Origin of the sequence: Citrobacter sp. RHBSTW-00029, assembly GCF_014104295.1 — a bacterium.
GTDB lineage: Bacteria > Pseudomonadota > Gammaproteobacteria > Enterobacterales > Enterobacteriaceae > Citrobacter > Citrobacter youngae.
Genome location: NZ_JABXRT010000001.1, coordinates 4,246,901 through 4,267,697 on the forward strand (window position 1 = coordinate 4,246,901; position 20,797 = coordinate 4,267,697).

Consider the following 20,797-nt stretch of genomic DNA (forward strand, 5'->3'; position numbering starts at 1 on the left):
CCTTGATGTATTTCACTTCCCTACACAATAGGCGATTTTGCTAAACAGAAACCGGTTACAGCGCTCGTTTTTCAATACGATAGTTACAAATCCGGGCATTCAACTTTGCCCAACGCTTCCCAGTAGTTGTTCTGGTTATTTCTTTGTATTGCCAGAATAGCCTCGCGGATATGCTGCTGATTACGTGTATCAGACATAATCGTTTTTTCCCACACGTCATCGGAGGGGGATCCCTGTGGGGTGCAAATCTTGCGTAAATCCTTTAATACGGTGTTTTTTTCATGAACAGACTGTAGAGAGCCGTAAGCCGAATCGGCCTGCGCTAAACCCGGCAGCGTGAAAAGAATGGCAATAAGCGGTAAAGCGGCTCGTTTCATGATAATAATCCTTGTTGTCGATGCGCATCATCTCAAGAGTAAGTGTAGACGGCATGCGCCTCACTCATCAGCCTGTGTTAATTTCTAAACAAATAATCAGCCAGAAGTTGTAGTTTTTCAGGAGGATAGGATGCAAATACAGATTACAGATACCATTACCGAAGACGATCAAAATGCCCTGCTTGCCGGATTGCGCGCCTACAACCGCCAGTTCCTGAGAACCACCAACTTTGGCGACCTGGCGGTGTACTGGCGCGATGAACGCAATGAAATTCTGGGCGGGTTGATTGGCAAAATCAAAGGCGAATGGCTGTGCATTGATTTCCTGTGGATGCATGATTCGCTGCGCAAAGGCGGTTATGGCACAAAATTGATGCAGGCTGCCGAGCAGACAGCGCGTGAGAGAGGATGCCTGCATGCGCTGGTGGACACGATGAGTTTCCAGGCGCTGCCGTTTTATCAGAAAAACGGCTATCAGCTGCAAATGACCCTCGATAACTTTCCGGAAACCGGCTCAGCGCGGCATTATTTGTCGAAAACGTTTTGATGACCGGAAGGTCTGGACGCCGCCTCACTGTCTTGCGTAGCAGAATAGTGTATGTTCTGAACAATCATTTATTTCTTAAGCGGTAAAGAGATGAGACGGATTGAGATAATACTGGGGGAGCTGGAACGGCTGACGCGAGGACTGAATCTTGCCCATCTGGCGCAGGAAACGGCGTTCACAGCGGAAGCTATCGGCTTTAACCTCGGACTGGCGCGCAACTCGGTCAGTAAAGATCTCAATCAGCTCTGGAACGACGGCCTGGCGATTAAAAGCCGCGGACGCCCGGTATTCTTTCTGCATCGTCAGGCGATTGAAACGCTGCTGGGGCGCAAACTCGATGAGTCCGAGCGCGAAGTGCAAACCGTTGCCGACCTGTTGCCTGTTCAGGAAAACCAGGCGACAGAGGATCCCTTTTCTGGCCTGATTGGTTACGATCGCAGCCTGCGCGACGCGGTGGAAAAAGGCCGCGCGGCGGTGCTGTATCCCCACGGACTGCACGTTCTGCTGACCGGTCCCTCCGGCGTCGGCAAAACCTTTTTTGCCGAACTGATGCACCGTTTCGCCTGCGAACGCGCAGTGGGAGCGTCGCCGCCGCTGGTTTACTTTAACTGCGCGGAATACGCCCATAACCCGGAGCTGCTTTCTTCGCACCTGTTTGGTCATCGACAGGGGGCATTTACCGGCGCAAATGAAAATAAACCCGGTCTGGTCGAACAGGCTGATGGCGGCTATCTCCTGCTCGATGAAGTGCATCGTCTGCCGTATGAAGGTCAGGAAAAGCTGTTTTCTATTCTCGACAAAGGTGAGTATCGCCCGCTGGGCTCAAGCGCCGTGGCGCGGTCAATCTCGGTTCGCCTGATTTGCGCCACCACCGAGCCGGTGAGTTCAGCATTGCTGCGCACTTTCCAGCGACGTATTCAGGTATGTATCGATTTGCCCGGCATCCGCCAGCGTTCGGTGGAAGAGCAGGTTGAACTGATCGTTGGCTTCTTACAGCGTGAGAGCCGCAAAATCGAGCGTACGATAAGCATCGACCGTACCTTGCTGCTCTGGCTGTTGAACAAGCCGCTGGAAGGCAATATTGGTCAGCTCAAGAGCGATATTCAGTTTCTCTGCGCCCAGGCCTGGGCTTCGGGAATGACGGAGCACAGCGATACGCTACAGTTGGATAAACGTCTGACCGAGATCCCCTTTAACGCCACGCCGGAACAACGTCTGCTGGTTGGCGCACTGTTCGAAGGCAAAGAGCATTTAAGCATCGATGCCCGCACGCTGCCCGCGCTGAAAAACTCGCTGGCGACCGGAGCCGAAATTGAAGAGAGCGATCTCTTCTACAGCTTCCTGACCCGCGAATATATCAACCTGCGTAACAGCAACGTGCCGCCAGCCGAAACGCTGGCAATCCTCAAAAACAAGCTCAGTTCGATATTTGAATATGGTCTCTATAGCCGCGACAGCGTGGCGCATCCTCCGCGCTATGGCGATCAGATTGAAGAGCGCGTCACGCTGCTGATCGGCTGCGTTGAACAGGTGCTTGGTTTTACGCTGCCGGAAAATCTGATTAACCCGCTGCGCAAACACTTCCTGGCGCTGATTGGCTATGTGCAGCGCGGCCTTATTCCGCAACTTTATTCTTCCAGCCTGATCCTCGATCGCTGCAAAGATGAATATGACAACGCCACGCTGCTATGCCGAAAAATCAATGAACTGCTGCATATTCAGTGTCCGGCGACGGAAGTGGTCTGGCTGTGCCTGTTCCTCAAAGAGTGTCGCCATTACCGCCAACGGATTGACGCCAGTCCGGACTGCGGGGTGATTTTGATTGCCCACGGTGCGACGACGGCGACAAGTCAGGCGCAGTACGTGAATCGCGTGCTGGAGCGCGAGGTGTTCAGCGCTATCGATATGCCTTTCGAGCAGTCGGTGCATGACACGCTGGAAGCTTTGACACAGATGATCCAGACCCGGCAATATCGCCGATTGATCCTGATGGTGGATATTGGCTCGCTGGTCCATTTTGGCAGCACGATCAGTAAGTTATTCCAGATAGACGTACTGCTAATGCCCAATATTACGCTCACCAGCCTGCTGGAAATCGGGCTGGATTTAAGCTACGAAACCAGCGACTTGCCGCAGCTGGCGGCGTTGATGCAGAGCAAAAATATTCCCTGTCAGCTCTGTACGCCGCAGCAGGAAAACAGCGGTAAAGTGCTGGTTATCTCCTGCATCACCGGGATGGGAACGGCAGAAAAAATCAAAAAGGTGCTGGAAGAGAGCTTCGGTGAGTTGATGTCGCAGGATACGCGGATGGTGATCCTCGATTACAACGAAGTCCGCAGTCTGGAGCGCGTGCAGCAGGCGATTAACGCCAGTGAACGCCTGGCGGGAATAGTGGGCACTTTCCAGCCAGGACTGCCGGATATTCCGTTTATCTCGCTTGAGGAGCTGTTCTCTGAACAAGGCCCCGAGCTGGTACTCAGCCTGCTGACGCCAGATCTCTCCAGCAGCGAACGCCGTCTGGAGATGGAGCGCAGCGCGATGCGCTTTATCAGCGCGTTGACCATGGAGAGCATCATTAACCATATTTCGGTGCTCAACCCGCAGCGTATTCTCAAAGAGATGGAAGGCGTGTTGAATCATCTGACCACCGCGCTTTCGCTCAAACCGAGCCGTCAGGTGACACTGCGCTTCCTGATCCACTGCTGCTGTATGGTCGAGCGTATCGTGATTAACCGCAAACCGTTACAGATGGCGCTGGAGAACAAGCCGGATCTGGATAATCGCGCGTTTAGTGTCATTAAATCTGCTTTCCTGCCGATCGAAGAGGCCTATGCCATTCGCTTATCGGACGCGGAATATTTTTATATCTACGAACTGCTGTATAGCTAATCCCTTTACTGGCGCGGCTTCCTGCCTCGCCAGCGCTCCTCTCTTCCCCGCGTGACACAAATTCTGGCACAGCCTTTGCTCTGTTTACCTATGTCTATGTAATCGAGCCAGGAGGCCATTTTGACTACCACTGAATCCTTGCCCCAGATCCTGCTGCTGACCCATGGCGGCTGGGGGCAACAGCTTTGCAACAGCCTGCGCATGGTAATGGGTGAAATCAAAGGCGTGACGGAAATTGCGCTGATGCCCGTTGATACGCTCGGCGAGTTTTACCAGCGCGTCGAAGCCGTGGTGAAAACCATGCCGGAAGGCTCACTGATCCTGACCGATTTTATTGGCGGCACCACCTCCAACGTGGCGGCGCGGCTGAGCGCCGATTACCCGGTGGCTGTTATTTCCGGGCTCAATGCCTCTTTGCTGCTGGAGGCGCTCGACAAACGCGAGCATGGCCAGTTGACCACCTGCGTGGCTGAACTGGTCGAGGCCGGGCGTAGCAGTTGCCTGGACGTTGTCGCCCACGTGCGTCAATTACAACAATCACAATAAGGAATAAACATCATGGCAAACATCGTCTTATGTCGTATCGATAGCCGTCTGATTCATGGACAAGTGGTGACTAAATGGGTTGGACAATCTCAGGCCAACCGGATTGCGGTGGTCAGCGATGAGCTGGATGCCGATCCGTTTATGAAAAACATCTACCTGATGGCCGCGCCGCCAAACATCAAAGTGGATTGTTTCGGTAACCAAAGTTTTGCGGCAGCCTGGAAAGAAAACCAGCTTGGTGACGGCAAAGTGCTGGTGCTGTTCCCTTCTCTGGCGGCGGTTCAGGAAGCGGTCCAGTTGGGGTTTGACGTCACTACCATTCAGGTCGGTGGACTGGGCGGCGGGCCAAACCGCAAAGCGGTATTCCAGAACATTACGCTGGATGAAAAAGACGTCGGCATTCTGAGCGACCTGAAAAATCGTGGGATTCAGGTGTTCTTCCAGACTATCCCGGAAGATAAGCCGCAGTCGCTGGACGATATCCTGAAAAAATTCTAATTCTTTGATAACAGGGTACTTAACTATGGATACTTTAGTCTTTGCAAGCCTGATGGGGTTGTATTACTGGTTTGCCCGATTACGCCTTGGCTACACCTTCTCCGCCATGCTGCTACAGCCCGTCGTGATTGCCGTATTCGTTGGCCTGCTGTTAGGCAACATGGAAACGGCGATGATCATCGGTGCAGGCATGCAGCTGGTTTATCTCGGCGTGACCTCTACGCCAGGCGGTAACGTGCCCTCTGATCCAGCGCTGGCCGCCTGTATTTCAATTCCTATCGCCGTGAAGGCCGGAATGGACCCGAACCTGGCTATCGCGCTGGCAATCCCGTTTGGCGTCATCGGCGTGTTCCTCGACCAGTTGCGCCGCACGTTAAACGCAGCGTGGGTGCATATGGCCGACAAACATGCGGAAACGGCCAACATGGCGGGCATTATGCGCTGTGCATTCCTCTACCCGGCGTTGCTTGGCCTTGTACTGCGTTTCCCGGTGGTTTTCGCCGCCAACTATTTTGGTCAGGACGTGGTGGAAAGCTTCCTCAAGCTGATGCCGCACTGGCTGACGCACTCCTTTGAAATTATGGGCGGCATTCTGCCAGCGCTGGGCTTTGCCATCACCATTATGGTGATCGGTAAAAAGAGCCTGCTGCCGTGGTTTATCGGCGGATTCTTTGCGGTGCTGTACCTGAAGGTAGACATCATGGCGATGGCAATCTTTGGTACCTGCGTGGCCTTCCTGATTAAAGGTCTGGCGAAAAATGAAGGAGCAGCATGATGAGCAGCGACGTAATGCAACATGAACTGGTGGAGCGTGCGCGTGAAAGCGGCACGCTGACCAAAGCAGACATCACCAAAGCCTGGTTTATCTACTGGCTGGGCGCGGAAGTTTCCAGCTCCTATGAGCGTTTGCAAAGCCTGATTTTCTGCGCCTCGATGACGCCGATCATCAAAAAGCTCTACCCGCAAAAAGAGGAACAGGTAGAAGCGCTGAAACGCCATCTGAACTTCTTCAACTCAGAGCAGACGTTCGGGGCGGTAATTCAGGGGATCTCCATTGCGATGGAGGAACAGAAAACCCGCGGCGAGCCGATCAGCGATGCCTCAATTACCGGGATTAAAACCGGGCTAATGGGACCGCTGGCGGGGATGGGGGACTCGATCATCTGGGCCGCCGTGATGCCGCTGTTAATTGCTATTTTCATCCCATTCGCCGCCAATGGCAGCGCGATGGGCGGAATTGTACCGTTAATCCTCTACCCGGCCATTACGCTGGCAATCAGCTATGGCATGGTGCACAAAGGCTATACGCTGGGGCGTGACTCGATAATTGGTCTGCTGCAGGGAGGGCGAATAAAGGAACTGATCTACGGCGCGAACGTGCTGGGCCTGATCATGATGGGCGCGCTGTCGGCAAGCTACGTCAAGATCACCACGCCGTTAAAACTCAGCGCCCTGAAAGGCTCTGAAGTGGTGGTCCAGCAAATCCTCGACTCTATTGCCCCCGGCCTGCTGCCGCTGGCGGCGGTGTTCGCCATCTACTTCTATCTGGTGAAGAAAGGGCCGCGTTACACCACGATTTTGCTGTCGATTGTCGCGCTCAGCGTGGTCTGTTCGCTGCTGGGAGTGTTGTAAGCCATGACACAGAATATCTATCAACAATTGGGGCTAAAACAGGTGATTAACGCCTGCGGCAAGATGACGATTCTTGGCGTTTCCAGCGTCGCGCCGGAAGTGATGCAGGCCACCGCGCGGGCAGCTTCGGCCTTTGTTGAAATTGACCGGCTGGTGGACCGTACCGGTGAATTGGTTTCCCGCTACACCGGCGCGGAGGACAGCTATGTTACTTCGTGCGCCTCGGCGGGTATTGCGATTGCCGTTGCCGCGGCCATTACCCGCGGCGACCAGGCGCGAGTCACGTTGATGCCGGACAGCGCGGGTATGGCTAATGAAGTGGTCATGCTGCGCGGGCATAACGTTGACTACGGTGCGCCCATCACCAGCGCGATTCGCTTAGGGGGAGGGCGCGTGGTGGAGGTTGGCTCGAGTAATCTGGCGGCCCGCTGGCAGCTGGAGAGCGCGATTACCGACAACACCGCCGCGCTGCTGTATGTGAAATCGCACCACTGCGTGCAGAAAGGCATGTTGAACATTGCAGACTTCGTACAGGTTGCGCAGGTTCACAACCTGCCGCTGATTGTCGATGCCGCCGCCGAGGAAGACTTACACGCCTGGGTGGCGAGCGGGGCGGATATGGTGGTCTACAGTGGGGCAAAAGCCTTTAACGCGCCAACCTCCGGGTTTATCACCGGGAAGAAACAGTGGATTGCCGCGTGTAAAGCGCAGCACCACGGAATTGCCCGGGCGATGAAGATCGGCAAAGAAAATATGGTCGGGCTGGTGTATGCCCTGGAAAACTATCATCAGGGGCAAACCGTGGTCACCGCCGAAGAACTGCAACCTGTGGCGCAGGCGATTTCAGCGATTCGCGGACTGAAGGCGGATATTGAGCAGGACGAAGCCGGGCGCACCATCTGGCGGATTCGTATTCGGGTGAATGCACAAGAGCTGGGGATGGATGCTTACGCCGTAGAAGCGCAGCTGCGAGAGGGTGATATCGCGATTTACGCGCGTCGTTATAACCTTCATCAGGGCGTCTTTAGTCTCGATCCGCGTACGGTCGCAGAAGGGGAAATGGCGCTGATCGTGGCGCGACTAAAGGAGATTGCAGAGCATGCAGCGCATTAATTTTTATCGCAATAAAGTGGCTATTAACGTGCTGGCGAAGGATATCGCCAACGCCCGGGAAATCTATGACGCTGCCGAAGGTCACGCGGTGATCGGCATCCTTTCCGCACAGTTTGCCTCGGTTGAGGAAGGGGTTAAGGAAGTAAAACGCTGGATGGCCGACGTGCCGTCGATTTCCGTGGGGTTGGGGGCCGGTGACCCGGCGCAGTATTACAAAGCGGCGATGATTGCCTCACGGGTCCATCCGGCACACGTCAACCAGACCTTTACCGGTTGTGGGTTTGCGGCAGGCGCGCTGGCCGCAACGGGCGGTGAACAGACCCATATCAACGCGTTAGTCAGTCCCACGGGCACGCCGGGGGAAGTGTTGATCTCCACCGGGGTCAGCAGCAGCCAGGGCACGCCAGCCCGCGTTTCCTGCGATGCCGCAGTGCGCATGATGCTGGACTCTGGCGCGCATGCCGCGAAGTTCTTCCCTATGGGCGGTGAGAAATCGTTGCCTGAGCTGTACGCACTGGCGACGACCGCGGCACGCAACGGCATGACGCTGATTGAACCGACCGGCGGTATCGATCTCGATAACTTCGGCATTATCCTGCAATCCTGTCTGGAAGCAGGAGTACCGCGCGTCATGCCGCATGTGTATAGCTCGATTATCGACCCACAGACCGGTAATACCCGGCCCGAAGATGTCGTCAGGTTGATGGAGATAGTCAAAACCCTGGTGTGATGCCGCCATCGTTGGAGAGAGAAAAGAGAATGCCCGGAGGTGCTCACGCCTACCGGGCATTTTTGCGAACATCATTCATGGAAAATGAATGCATTGCAGCAGCATCTATTTATCCTCGAAAACGCCTCGCAAAGGGGTAATTTCCCTGATGTCGTCTGTAGCACTGGCGAGTAATGTCCCGTCGTCTTGTTCTTCTGGTGACGGATCGCCATGCAAAAACCAACAACCTCTACGCCGCATGATGCGGTATTTAAAAAGTTCCTGGGCCATCCAGATACGGCACGGGATTTTCTTGATACCTATCTTCCGGCGTCATTACATGAGCTTTGCGATCTGGACACACTGAAGCTGGAACCCGGGAGTTTTATTGAAGAAGATTTGCGAGCGTGTTATTCCGATGTGCTGTGGTCGCTGAAAACGACATCGGGTAAAGGCTATATCTATGCGTTGATTGAGCACCAAAGCTCGCCAGATGCTCATATGGCATTCCGGATGATGCGTTATGCCATTGCTGCGATGCAGAAGCATCTTGATGAGCTTGTCCAGAAGCATATACGTGAACGTGACCTGATGGTGCTGGTGGATAACCTGGTTGCTCTGCTGGTTAAGGGATACGCTAATGACAGCCAGGTAGAAACGCTATTTAATTATCTGATGCAGTCTGGCAGCGCCCCGCGTTTCGAGGCGTTTATTCGCGAGGTGGCTTTACGCGTTCCCCAGCATAAGGAGAGATTAATGACGATTGCAGAATGTTTACGTGAGTCGGGGCGAAGAACGGGGTTGCTAGAAGGCAAACGCGAAGGCAAACAAGACGAAGCGTTGCGGATAGCCCATGCCATGCTGGAGAAGGGGATCGATCGTGAACTGGTGCTGATTATTACCGGGCTCTCCATTGATGAATTAACAACAGATTCCGACTAATTTTACTTTTTCCCATTATGCTTTTTTCTTCTTGCTGATGCTTTTTCGTTTTTTAAACCGCAGCGGCCTTGCCGCTATAGTCATTTCATTACTCATCAGGCGGTTATTGCAAAAGGATAAAACGTGAAACTGAAAATACCTTATTTCGGGGCTGGGGCGGCGGTATTACTGGCGGGATTATTGCTGGCAGGATGCGATCAGCAGAGCAGTGATGCAAAGCATATTAAAGTGGGTGTGATTAACGGTGCCGAGCAGGATGTGGCGGAGGTCGCGAAGAAAGTCGCGAAAGAAAAATATGGCCTTGAGGTGGAGCTGGTGGGTTTTAGCGGTTCTCTGCTGCCCAACGATGCCACCAATCATGGTGAGCTGGATGCCAACGTCTTCCAGCATCGTCCGTTCCTCGAACAAGATAATAAAGCACACGACTATAAGCTGGTTGCGGTGGGCAATACCTTTGTGTTCCCGATGGCCGGTTATTCGAAAAAGATTAAAACAGTCGATCAACTGCAAGACGGTGCGACGATAGCGATACCTAACGATCCAACCAACCTCGGGCGCGCGCTGTTGCTGCTACAAAAAGAGAAGTTAATTACGCTGAAAGCGGATACCGGCCTGCTGCCAACAGCGTTAGATATCACTGATAATCCGCGGCATCTGAAAATTATGGAACTGGAAGGCGCGCAGCTGCCGCGCGTGCTGGACGATCAGAAAGTGGATGTAGCGATTATCAGTACCACCTACATCCAGCAAACCGGGCTTTCCCCGGTACATGACAGCGTATTTATCGAAAACAAAAACTCACCGTACGTGAACATCCTGGTGGCGCGAGAAGACAATAAAGATGCCGAGAATGTGAAAGAATTCCTGCAATCTTATCAGTCACCGGAAGTGGCAAAGGCGGCAGAAACTATCTTTAACGGCGGCGCGGTTCCGGGCTGGTAATCGTGACCCGTTGCCGCGCCGGTTGGGGTTAAACCGCTCTGGCGCGGCGACGTGAGTCCATTGAGATAAGTATTACCGATGAGAGGATCAAAAGCGTGCCCAGCCAGTCAGGCAGGGTAAATGTAATGCCTAACAATAGCAGGGACAGCAACGCGCTGCTCAACGGTTCTGCGCAGCTCAAAATGCTTGCTTTCGGTCCGCCAATCATCTGCGCGCCTTTCAGGTACAGGCTAAACGTCAGTGACGTGCCGATGACCACCAGATAGAAAAACGCCAGAATCAAACTGCCATTCACCACGAAATTAGTGCCCTGTCCGGCATAAAACGGCAGCAGGATCATGCCGCCGATTAACATACTCCAGCCGACGACCGGCAGCGTGCCGTAGCGCGCGATAAGCGTTGAGGGGTAGGTGGTGTAGAACGCGGCGGCAAACGCCGAGGCAATTCCCCAGAACAGCGCGGCAGGTGAAATAGACAGCGACGTCGGGTTACCGTGAGTGACCAGTAAGAAGGTGCCGATAAGCGAGGTGAAGATCGCCGTCAGCACTAAAATCCCCGGTCGCGCTTTGCGCACTACGGAGAACCACGCCACGATAATGGTCGGTGACAAAAATTGCAGTACCGTCGCGGTGGCGGCGTTGGATTTTTCAATGGTCAGCAGGAAGGTGAGCTGTACGGTGAGCGCTCCAACTACGGAAAAAATCAGCAGGCTGATGGCATCTTTGCGATTTTTGATAATGGAGAACACTTTGTCGCCGTGAACGAAAGAGAGCATCAGCAGAATCAGCCCGGCGAAAATCAGGCGCGTCATGGTCAGAAACTGCGACGACATCTGACTTTGCTCCATGATGTACTGCGCGCAAACGCCCGAACTTCCCCACAATACGGCAGCAATCAGGACGTTCATCATCCCTCTTCTGGTGGAACTCATCTTTCCCTCGGCATGTTGTTTTGTTTTATTTGTGTGCAGGCATCATAGCAGAGATAGCGAAGCGAGTGAGACATGACTGGTGCAGCCCCCCACGTGGCAGGGGGCTTCGGCAGTTATTTTATGGCGCAATCGGCGTCAGATAATCCAGCCGTAGCGGTTCGGCTAGCAGATCGTTCATTTGTAGAATGAACGCCTGGAAATGTGGCAGAGCGATATGCTCGCCCAGACCGGCCTGACCGTGCCAGGATTCGCGCACGTAAAACACATCCGGCGTGTCGCGTAACTGGAACAGAGCATATTCAATATTGCCCGGCTCCCGGCGAGTAGGCAGTAACAGAGCCTGCAGTGCCTGTTTCAGTGCATCGATTTTCCCTGGTTTGGCTTTCAGTACCGCAATAATTGAAATCACTTCTGAATCGGACATGTTAAAACCCCTCCAGCACAATCTTGCCGACCGAGCGACCGGTTTCAATTTGCGCGTGGGCTTTTTGCAGATTCGCCGCAGTGATAGCACCAAAATGCTCGCCCAGCGTGGTGCGGAGGGTGTTGCTGTCGATCAGCTGTGCCACGCGGGTCAGTAACTGATGCTGCGCAATGATGTCGTGGGTGGTAAACATCGAACGGGTAAACATAAACTCCCAGTGCAGCGAAATGCTTTTGGCCTTCAGCGGACGCGCATCGAGAGTGTGCGGATCGTCAATCAACGCCAGTTTACCCTGCGGTGCCAGGGCGGCAATGATTTGCGAATAGTGCTGCTCGGTATTGTTCAGGCTGGCAACGTGCGTCACCTCTTTAATGCCTATCCGTGTCAGCTCTTCCGTCAACGGCTTGCTGTGGTCAATCACATGATGAGCGCCCGCTTCACGAACCCATTTCTGGCTCTGCGGACGTGATGCCGTACCGATGACGGTCATATTGGTCAGCTTACTGGCCAGTTGCGTCAGAATAGAACCGACGCCGCCAGCCGCGCCAACAATCAATAACACATCATCTTCATTGCTATTTTCCTCAACGCCCAGACGGTCGAACAGCATTTCCCAGGCGGTGATGGCGGTCAGCGGCAGCGCCGCAGCAGAAGCATTATCCAGTGTTTTTGGCTTCAGCGCGGTAATACGTTCATCAACCAGCTGAAATTCACTGTTACTGCCAGCGCGGCCCAGCGCTCCGGCGTACCAGACTTCATCGCCAGGTGTAAACAGGGTGACGGCTTCACCCACGGACTTCACCACGCCAACGGCGTCCCAGCCCAGAACGCGCGGCACATCGGCGTTAAAACCTTCGCGGACCTTGGTATCAACGGGATTGACGGAAATGGCTTTCACTTCAACCAGCAGATCGTGCCCGGTAGCGACTGGCATGGGCAGGTCAATCTCTTGTAAAAATTCAATGTTATTGCCGTCGGTCGCGGCGCGGGTAATAGCGATGGCTTTCATGGTCTCTCCGGTCACAGGAATCAGTTGAATAATTCGATGGTAAACCGGTAGCAGAACGGGAAAAATAGCCCTACGGCGACAGGACTTATACTCGGGGAGTGAAAATGTTCCGGCTTGAAGATCTCACGTTGTTTGTCCGCGCCGCGGCGCTGAATAGTTTTAGCGATGCCGCGCGCGAAGTCGGCGTTCAGCCTGCTCAGGTCAGTTCAGCTATCAAGCGCCTGGAGTCTACGTTGGCTATCCGCTTGTTCGCCCGCTCCACGCGCAGCCTACGCCTGACGCCGGAGGGCGAGGTCTGGCTACCCTATGCCCGCCAGATGCTGGACGTGATGCATGCCGGGCTGCAAAAAATTCAGACCCCAGAAGATGAAGTTTCTGGCACGCTGCAAATCGCCGTGCCTTCCGATCTTGGCCGTAACCTGCTGCTGCCGGTCTTTCAGTCGTTTCGACGCCGCTATCCCGCGCTGCGCCTGCGGATCTTTTTCTCCGATCAGGTGACGGATGTCTTTAAAGACCCCGTCGATGTTGCGTTTCGCTATGGCAATACCGAAGACGCGTCATACATTGCGCTGCCCGTTGCACCGAGTAACCGACGTGTGCTGGTGGCATCACCGGAATGGGTTGCGCAAAACGGCGCGCCGCAAACCCCGGATGATTTAACACAGCTCAACGCCATGACCTTCGTATTACGCGGCCGCCTGCACGATCGCTGGACGTTTACGCGCAACGGCGAGGTCAGTAGTGTGCAGGTTAACGGCACCATTATGAGCGACGATGCGGAAGTGATCCGACGGCTGGCGATTGCCGGGGAAGGTGTGGCGTACAAGTCGTGGCTGGATGTCAGCGAAGATGTGCGTGACGGTCGATTACAACTGCTGATGCCGGATTATCAGGGAGAGAAAGTCCCGCTGAATATGATTTGCCCGCATCGGAAGCAGCTTTCAACGGCGGTCCGTCTGCTGCACGACGCGGTGAAGGCGCGGTGTGAAATGCTGGCGCAAAGCTAATAAGTGCTTTACGCCAGAATACTATCGCGTCGCTACTCAGTCTTTTTTCGCCGCGTTGGCAAAGAAAATATCAGACTGAATGTCTTTGGTGCGGATGGTAAATAGCTGATTAGTCAGATCTTCCGTCAGCTTCTCGGCGTCGGCCATGATGCGCAGGTTGAAGTCATTCAGCATCTTATCGGCGGCTGGTTTATCGGTTTTCGCCATCTTCAGATACTCTGCTTCGACCTCTTTTTGCTCCTTCGCCACTTTGTCTTCCCATGCTTTGTAGGCTTTTTTGACGATTGGCGCGAGCTTCGGATAATCGGTCATCGTCAGCGTTTGTAATTTACGATATTTCCAGTAGATAGACTGATCGTCCGCTTTATCGGTACCCATCGTATAGTTAGCCGGATACGCCTTCAGGCCGCTGTAGTACGGAACAAAGGCGGTGAGATCGGCCATGCCCAGACCAATGTAGGTCGTTTCACCAATCTCTTTCGGTAACCACGGACGGACCTGCATAACATGCGCTTCATAGGTGCGGAAGACGCTGACCGGACGCCATGGCTCTTTGCCGTTCAGACCGTTGGTGTAGGGGTCATGGCTGGTGCCTTCGTAATGGTTACGCAGTACGGCTTTCACATCGTCCAGCGTCATTTTCTTCTCTGGCGTCATGAAGACCGGGAATTCACGTCCTTTGGCCATATCCTGGTTGACGGAAGGATTGAACTCTTTCTGGATGGTCCATACGCGAGGGTCGTTATACGTGCGGTCACGCTCGTCATCACGGGTATAGGCTTTGGAGAAGTTGAATTTGCCATCTTTCGCCGGTTCGTACAGACCCTTTTCGGTCGCAAATTGAATCAGGTTTTTTGACGCCATCATGTCCGGGTCTTTCGGATCGTAATCCTGTAAGCGGCCCTGGTTACCGGTGGCAAAATACTGGTTATTTGGCAGACGCTGCGCCATCCACTGATGGCCGCTGCCGGTTTCCAGATACCAGATCTCGTTATCGTCGACAACGGCAACGCCAAAGCCTTCGCCTGCGCCGACGGTCTCAACGATATGGCCCAGTAGCGCTACGGCTTCACGCGCGGTTTTACTCTGCGACAGCAGAATATCCGGAATATCGTCTTCGGTGATCCCTTTATCCTCAACGTACGGGTCGGCGGCCAGCGCTTTTGGTGAGGCAAAAATAGATTCTGTGCCGCTCACTCCAACGCCCAGCTCGTTAAATCCGGTCGCGCCGTGCAGTTGGGTTTTCCAGTTTGGAACAGTGGTATAACGCAGAGAGTTTTTGGGTAGCGGCCAGGTAAAGTCATTCGCACCGTTATGTGCTTTGGTGCTGTATACCCCGGTCTGATTCTGTTTTGCCGGGTGAATGACAAAATGTTGCGCTTTCAGGGCATCGCTGTCAGCGCTACGGGCAACCAGCATCGAGCCGTCCGCTGATGCTTCGTTACCGACCAGCAGGGTCGTACAAGCAAAACCTGATGAAACAACGGCCAAGTTTATAGAAAGTGCAATCAGGCACTTTTTAAAAGTAAACATTACGTATCCCTCATATGTACGCCAAAAATACACCGGAAACATACCGTTTCCTGAAATGCGATAACGTCTGAACCCTCAGACATTGCTCGCGAGAGAGATAAACGCCCCTGCCCACGCCTTCTCCAAATATCCATCCGTAGATTGAAGTCTTCTGGGCAAAATAAAACGCCCATTTCGCTTAATTATTACGCAATAGATATCGTGATATTCAGGATGTTTCCTGATTCGGGATGAAGAATAGCAATGGGTTATTAGAGGATTCAGTGACCCATGTCGCGTAAGTCGATGATGGCAAATATGAATTCCATTGAGGGGGCGCGATTTTTGTTTCCGGATATGACGTTACCTCTTGCGGCAATACAGCGAGGGTACATTGGAGCTGGCAAAGATCCATGCGCCCTTATACTCTTCCATGACCAGACTCAGGGTTTGTCCGCTTTGGCGGTAAAAACCGGGTAAGGTGTTGTTAATATCCGTTTCATCGGCGCTGTCTGCGAAGGTTTTGACCACCTGCATCGCCTGTAGCACCCGGGCTTCGTGCTGTCTGGTGTAGTTGAAATAAATGTTCCTGCTGATGTCTGAGGTATTACGTCCGTACAGTTTTCCGGTAATGGTGGCCAAACCTGCATTATCGTACATCCGAAACGATAACGTACCGGCAAAGCGATTGCTGCCAATATTCCATTCCATGTTGCCGATGCAACTCAGCGGCTTTTCGGCAAAGCGTGAATACCATAGCCACCCGCCTGAACCGAGCAACGTCGCCAGACCGATTACCAGCAAAATAAGGTGATGTATTTTTTTCATTACCCGCGCATCCAGTAATAGTGGGTAGCACAAAACGCGTTAGCATCTATCCGCGCATCTTTATCACAGACAAATGCCACGATCCTCTCCGCTTTGCGGTAGCCGGAAAGGAAGACGTGCTTGTTGTTTTCACAGAGATAGGGATGCAGTTGCATCAGATTGAAATAATTCTCCTGGTCGTGCTCATTCGGTGAGTAATAAATTTTACAGTTTTGCCGAGAGGGAACTTGCATAGAAACAGACACGAATTTACTAAACGGCATAACAGGACGCGTCTGATACCACACCAGCCAGATAATCAGGGTGGCAATAACGATGCCCGTGCTAAATATAATGTACCACCAGGGTCCCCGCGTCGTTTGTTGAGGCGCGGGAGCAATTATCTTTGGGGGCGCGTAATCCTCAATAACCGGTGGCTGGTAAACTTCACTTTGAGGATGTGTTATCGCCTCAACCTGCGTATTTTCATTTAATGTAAGCCCGCGCCGGGAAATTGTTTTCACCGTATCTCTCGGCAGACCCACATCCGCCAGAGCATTACGTAGCGTCAAAATTGCCTGGTAAAATGTGTTGGTGGTGGTCACATTATTTCTCTCACCCCAGCCCACTTTAATCAACGTGTTCTGAGAAACAATGTCACTTGCGTGAGTAATTAAATAGAGAAAACAGAGCGAGGCTGGGAGCTGAAGTTGTATTGCTCGCCCTGTCTGTCGATTGACCAGGCTTTTGTTATCAGGATTAAATTCGACCAACTGATTGATAAGGTACAATTGCCCAGCCCTCAGTAACCAAAACGTATCACCGCATGTGCCAACACTTACCTTAAATTTTACATCCAAATCGATAATATGCCTCACTCTTTGTACGTGATCGCAGATAAGAATTTCACTTAAGAGTTAAATGTTCTTTACATACAATGTGTTAGCTGAGTAAGTTCTTAGGTAAAATTAACTAATGTTAAATAATGAGAATTCATTACAGGTTTATCTGAATTATCATTATATTTATCCACAGCACTTCAAGGGTGATTGAGTTATCAGTATTGTGTAATTAATGAGTATCGTTTACATCGGTTGTTTTTTAGCAAATAGTGCTTTTTTGGGATTTATCCTATGGCTTTAATTTATGCATAAAATTCCTAATGCCCAGGCTGTTATTCTGAGATAAGGCACAAAAAAGCTTAGCGCAATCGTATTAATCACAGTCCATACTTATTAGCGCATCAGGAGTTTATTACATTTTATTAGCGCCACTGTTATTAACTGACAAGGAATGTCGTAAGTGTCGGATTGACACATTTATTTACCAATGAAATATTTATGGAAAAATAACAGGAGTCATTTTTGATGAAGAGATCACCATCACAGAGTGTTCGTTGCATAAGCTGTGAATTATCCTGTCAATTATTTCCGGATACTGCGGTTCGCGCCAGTTACTGTCACCGTGCCGCTTTTGCTATCTGGCCTGAGGGAAATGGCTTTCTGCAAAAAGGAATTATTGAAAAACTTCTGCTTAATAATCAAAACCATTTGTCGCGCGGGTTTATTTTTGTGGACTTCTCTTTCCCGAACCTGCGACTGTTTGCCGACCCGCAATGGGTTGATCGTCTGGCTTATAGCGGCATGCATATTGTTTTGATAGCGGACCGGAACCTGGCGCCGTTAGCCAACTACTGGCTGTCGAAAAGCAATAAAATACAAGGGATTATATATTCTGATGATGATGATGACGTACAGCATCAGAAAATGAGACGATTATTTACCGGTCATCTCGCTAACAGTAAACGTGGACGCTCACTCAACTATACAGAAATGATATTACTGAAGCGATTTGTCTCAGGAAAAAGTATTCAGCAAATTACCCAAATAGATAATATTGATATTAAGAAAATATATGTCTATAAGCTCCGGCTTGAAGATAAGTTGGGCCATAGTATTCATAAAATACTATCGAATATTTTATAACGCATTTCTGATTTTTATTATTTCACATCCTTGCGATGTGGTGGACGCTCTACGCCTGATAGCAGGAGGCTAATATGCCAAATCCCAAATCTTACTCTCGTATTGCCATCGCGGTTTCAGCCGCATTAACTTCTATGGTATTTTCGGCCCATGCAGCCTGGATTGATGTTGATAGTCTTCCTTCCAGCGGTCTGGTTAGCAGTCTGTCCCCGGAGTTGCAGGCTTTATTTCCTGCACAGGCGAATGCCAGTTTCGCTAAAACCAGCGCTACGCCGAATTATGTTTATCAGTGGAGTGCCGGCACCATTCCCGTTTTTGGTCATGGATTAACGCTGAATGGGCCTGGAGCTGAAGCCTTCGAACATTCCATTACCGTTATTCAGAATAGCCAAACGGGAAGCCCGGGCGTTATTTTTGGCGATGACCTGACGATTTACACTAATTCAAAGAATTCCGCTGATAACGGTAAAAACGTTGATGGCATCCGTACACACGGTGCCAACACGCCGGATAATCCGGTCTTTATTATCACCGGGGATCGCACCAGCATCTACGTGGATGGTCTGGATGGTGACGGTATCAACGCCGGTTACAACGCCATCGGCCAGGGCTGGATAGGGTCGGCAAACATTTACGTCGGCGACGATCTGTATATCAAAACGACCGGAAATCAGGGGCGTGGTATCACCGCCAACGCGATGAGAGATGCCACGCTTGCCAAGAATACGATTATCGTCGGCGATCGTGCACACATTGTGACTACCGGCGTTGGCTCAGAGGGAATCCGTTCCGGGCAGAGCGGGTCCTCAATCCGCCTTGGAAATGATGCCACTATCGAGACATCGGGGGCCTCCTCAACGGGGATTTACGCCGCCTCATCTTCCAAAACGGAACTGGGCAATAACGCCACCATTTCGGTGAGCGGTGCCAGCGCCCATGCAGTCTATTCCTATAATGCGACGGTGAATCTGGGCGATAACGCGACGATTAACGTTAACAGCTCTACGAAAACCTCCTCTTACAGCAAAGCGCCACGCGGTCTGTATGCGATTTCACGCGGCACGGTAAATCTCGGTGGCGGCGCTACTATTGCTATGGCGGGCAATCACAGCAATGAAAGTTATGCCATCAGCACCGAAACGGGCGGCTCCGTAGACGGCTCTGCGGGCGGGCGCTTCCTCATCGACGGCGACCTTCATGCTGCCGGGGCCACTGCAGCGACCAGCGCTCTGCCGCAGCAAAACAGTACCATTACGCTCAACATGACCGACAACTCGCTGTGGAGCGGGGCGTCATACATCACCAGCGTCACGGCCGGAACGGGCGTTATCTCGCTGCAAATGAGCGACGCGACCTGGAATATGACTAACAGCTCAACGCTCACCGACCTGACGCTGAACGGCGGGTCAGTGGTGAACTTTGGGCATACTGACGGCGAACCGTGGCAGACGCTTACCATTAATGAAGATTTCACCGGCAACGGCGGCAAACTGGTTTTCAATACCGTCCTGAATGACGATACCTCCGAAACCGACAAGCTGAAGGTGCTCGGCAATACCGCCGGTAACGCGTTTGTGGCGGTGAACAACATTGGCGGAACCGGGGCGCAGACCATTGAAGGTATTGAGATTATCGAAGTGGCTGGTAATTCTGACGGTACGTTTGAGAAAGCAGGCCGTATTGTTGCCGGTGCGTACGACTATAACGTGGTGCAAAAGGGCAGCAACTGGTATCTGACCAGCTTTATTCCTGCTCCGCCGGATCCGGAAGACCCGGACCCGGTCGATCCGATAATCCCTGAGCCGGAAATACCTGTCGCACCTCCGGTCACCGAGCAGCAATTCCGCCCGGAAGCAGGCAGTTATCTGGCGAACAACTACGCCGCTAACACGCTGTTTATGACCCGACTGCACGATCGTCTGGGAGAGACACAGTACATCGACATGCTGACGGGCGAGAAGAAAGTTACCAGCCTGTGGATGCGTAACGTTGGGGCGCATACCCGCTTCAAAGACGGTAGCGGGCAGTTGAAAACCCAAAGCAACAGCTATGTGATGCAGCTAGGCGGCGATCTGGCGCAGTGGAGTAGCGACGGCCTCGACCGTTGGCATCTCGGTGCAATGGCAGGTTACGCCAACAGCCAGAACCGCACGCAGTCCAGCCTGACTGGCTACCATTCACGTGGTCAGGTTACCGGTTACAGCGTGGGGCTGTACGGCACCTGGTATGCCAATGACGCCGACAAGACCGGCACCTACGTAGACACCTGGATGCTGTACAACTGGTTTGATAACAAGGTGATGGGCCAGGAGCAGGCGACAGAGAAATACAAATCCAGCGGGATAACCGCTTCGGTAGAAGCCGGTTACAGCTTCAAACTGGGTGAAAACGAGCGCAACAGCTACTGGCTGCAACCGAAAGCGCAGGTGGTATGGATGGACGTGCAGGCCGACAGCCACCGCGAAGCGAACGGCACCCGCGTGAAAGATAACACCGATGGCAACCTGATGACCCGTCTGGGTGTGAAAGCCTTTATCAACGGTCACAACGCCATCGACGACGGTAAATCTCGTGAGTTCCAGCCGTTTGTCGAAGCCAACTGGATCCACAATACGCAGACGACCCGCGTGAAGATGGATGATGTGAGCAACGACATGCGCGGCACCAAAAACATCGGCGAGCTGAAAGTCGGCGTAGAAGGGCAAATCACCCCGCGCCTCAACGTGTGGAGCAACGTGGCCCAACAGGTCGGCGACAAAGGCTACAGCGATACCCGCGGTATGCTCGGCGTGAAATATAACTTCTGATGTAATGCAGTAATGTAAAAGCCGCTGATTAACCGATCGGCGGCTTTTTTACGTATTAAATAGGATGGTTATGGCAGTTGTTCGGTAAAACCGAACAACTGAAAATGAAAGGCCGCAACG

Annotated in this window: 20 protein-coding genes; 13 read left to right on the plus strand and 7 right to left on the minus strand. The window is 52.5% G+C overall.

Annotation, left to right across the window (positions count from 1 at the left end; translation table 11 throughout):
* Positions 1-83 precede the first annotated feature (83 nt).
* Entirely contained in the window at positions 84-377 is a 294-nt protein-coding gene (locus HV041_RS20535; RefSeq protein WP_003840665.1) for a YicS family protein, read from the minus strand.
* 130 nt (positions 378-507) lie between these two features.
* Between HV041_RS20535 and HV041_RS20540 the strand changes: the two genes are divergently transcribed.
* From HV041_RS20540 to nlpA, 10 genes are all read left to right on the plus strand, one after another.
* Positions 508-924 (plus strand): GNAT family N-acetyltransferase, encoded by a 417-nt coding sequence (locus tag HV041_RS20540; RefSeq protein WP_003844473.1) that lies wholly within the window; start codon positions 508-510, stop codon positions 922-924.
* A gap of 90 nt (positions 925-1,014) precedes the next feature.
* Positions 1,015-3,813: a transcriptional regulator DagR gene (gene dagR / locus HV041_RS20545; RefSeq protein ID WP_121585231.1), complete on the plus strand. Its 2,799-nt coding sequence runs from the start codon at positions 1,015-1,017 to the stop codon at positions 3,811-3,813.
* A gap of 120 nt (positions 3,814-3,933) precedes the next feature.
* Positions 3,934-4,359: a PTS sugar transporter subunit IIA gene (locus tag HV041_RS20550; protein ID WP_040231533.1), complete on the plus strand. Its 426-nt coding sequence runs from the start codon at positions 3,934-3,936 to the stop codon at positions 4,357-4,359.
* A 12-nt stretch (positions 4,360-4,371) separates the two neighbouring features.
* Entirely contained in the window at positions 4,372-4,857 is a 486-nt protein-coding gene (locus HV041_RS20555) for a PTS system mannose/fructose/N-acetylgalactosamine-transporter subunit IIB (protein WP_003023959.1), read from the plus strand.
* Positions 4,858-4,882: 25 nt separating this feature from the next.
* A complete protein-coding gene (locus tag HV041_RS20560; RefSeq protein WP_003023960.1) occupies positions 4,883-5,632 on the plus strand; it encodes a PTS sugar transporter subunit IIC in 750 nt (249 codons plus the stop codon).
* A complete protein-coding gene (locus HV041_RS20565; protein WP_005121522.1) occupies positions 5,629-6,489 on the plus strand; it encodes a PTS system mannose/fructose/sorbose family transporter subunit IID in 861 nt (286 codons plus the stop codon). The genes HV041_RS20560 and HV041_RS20565 overlap by 4 nt, the downstream gene beginning before the upstream one ends.
* Before the next feature lie 3 nt (positions 6,490-6,492).
* A complete protein-coding gene (dgaE, locus tag HV041_RS20570) occupies positions 6,493-7,602 on the plus strand; it encodes a D-glucosaminate-6-phosphate ammonia lyase (protein ID WP_121585230.1) in 1,110 nt (369 codons plus the stop codon).
* Entirely contained in the window at positions 7,589-8,332 is a 744-nt protein-coding gene (locus HV041_RS20575) for a 2-dehydro-3-deoxy-phosphogluconate aldolase (protein ID WP_121585229.1), read from the plus strand. The genes dgaE and HV041_RS20575 overlap by 14 nt, the downstream gene beginning before the upstream one ends.
* A 210-nt stretch (positions 8,333-8,542) precedes the next feature.
* Positions 8,543-9,253, plus strand: a complete 711-nt coding sequence (locus tag HV041_RS20580; protein WP_121585228.1) for an Rpn family recombination-promoting nuclease/putative transposase — start codon at positions 8,543-8,545, stop codon at positions 9,251-9,253.
* Between the two features lie 123 nt (positions 9,254-9,376).
* Positions 9,377-10,195, plus strand: a complete 819-nt coding sequence (gene nlpA, locus HV041_RS20585; protein WP_121585227.1) for a lipoprotein NlpA — start codon at positions 9,377-9,379, stop codon at positions 10,193-10,195.
* 28 nt (positions 10,196-10,223) lie between these two features.
* On the opposite strand, the gene HV041_RS20590 is transcribed toward nlpA, so the two are convergent.
* The 3 genes from HV041_RS20590 to HV041_RS20600 all read right to left on the minus strand — a co-directional run bounded on the left by HV041_RS20590 (position 10,224) and on the right by HV041_RS20600 (position 12,559).
* Entirely contained in the window at positions 10,224-11,126 is a 903-nt protein-coding gene (locus HV041_RS20590; RefSeq protein WP_003827166.1) for a carboxylate/amino acid/amine transporter, read from the minus strand.
* A 118-nt stretch (positions 11,127-11,244) separates the two neighbouring features.
* Complete coding sequence (locus HV041_RS20595) at positions 11,245-11,550, minus strand: putative quinol monooxygenase (protein WP_121585226.1); 306 nt, start codon at positions 11,548-11,550, stop codon at positions 11,245-11,247.
* A gap of 1 nt (position 11,551) precedes the next feature.
* The gene (locus tag HV041_RS20600; RefSeq protein ID WP_121585225.1) at positions 11,552-12,559 is read right to left on the minus strand and encodes a zinc-binding alcohol dehydrogenase family protein; all 1,008 of its coding nucleotides are present in this window, start codon (positions 12,557-12,559) and stop codon (positions 11,552-11,554) included.
* A 104-nt stretch (positions 12,560-12,663) separates the two neighbouring features.
* On the opposite strand from HV041_RS20600, the gene HV041_RS20605 reads away from it, so the two are divergent.
* Positions 12,664-13,566, plus strand: a complete 903-nt coding sequence (locus HV041_RS20605) for a LysR family transcriptional regulator (protein WP_048218852.1) — start codon at positions 12,664-12,666, stop codon at positions 13,564-13,566.
* Between the two features lie 36 nt (positions 13,567-13,602).
* On the opposite strand, the gene HV041_RS20610 is transcribed toward HV041_RS20605, so the two are convergent.
* The 3 genes from HV041_RS20610 to HV041_RS20620 all read right to left on the minus strand — a co-directional run bounded on the left by HV041_RS20610 (position 13,603) and on the right by HV041_RS20620 (position 16,676).
* A complete protein-coding gene (locus tag HV041_RS20610; RefSeq protein ID WP_121585516.1) occupies positions 13,603-15,099 on the minus strand; it encodes a C69 family dipeptidase in 1,497 nt (498 codons plus the stop codon).
* Positions 15,100-15,441: 342 nt separating this feature from the next.
* Entirely contained in the window at positions 15,442-15,906 is a 465-nt protein-coding gene (locus tag HV041_RS20615; RefSeq protein WP_032950552.1) for a hypothetical protein, read from the minus strand.
* Positions 15,906-16,676: a winged helix-turn-helix domain-containing protein gene (locus HV041_RS20620; protein WP_165712719.1), complete on the minus strand. Its 771-nt coding sequence runs from the start codon at positions 16,674-16,676 to the stop codon at positions 15,906-15,908. The genes HV041_RS20615 and HV041_RS20620 overlap by 1 nt, the downstream gene beginning before the upstream one ends.
* Positions 16,677-17,252: 576 nt before the next feature.
* On the opposite strand from HV041_RS20620, the gene HV041_RS20625 reads away from it, so the two are divergent.
* Both HV041_RS20625 and HV041_RS20630 read left to right on the plus strand, forming a co-directional pair.
* Entirely contained in the window at positions 17,253-17,870 is a 618-nt protein-coding gene (locus HV041_RS20625) for a helix-turn-helix transcriptional regulator (protein ID WP_121585223.1), read from the plus strand.
* A 74-nt stretch (positions 17,871-17,944) separates the two neighbouring features.
* A complete protein-coding gene (locus HV041_RS20630; RefSeq protein ID WP_121585222.1) occupies positions 17,945-20,677 on the plus strand; it encodes an autotransporter outer membrane beta-barrel domain-containing protein in 2,733 nt (910 codons plus the stop codon).
* The last annotated feature ends 120 nt before the right edge of the window (positions 20,678-20,797 follow it).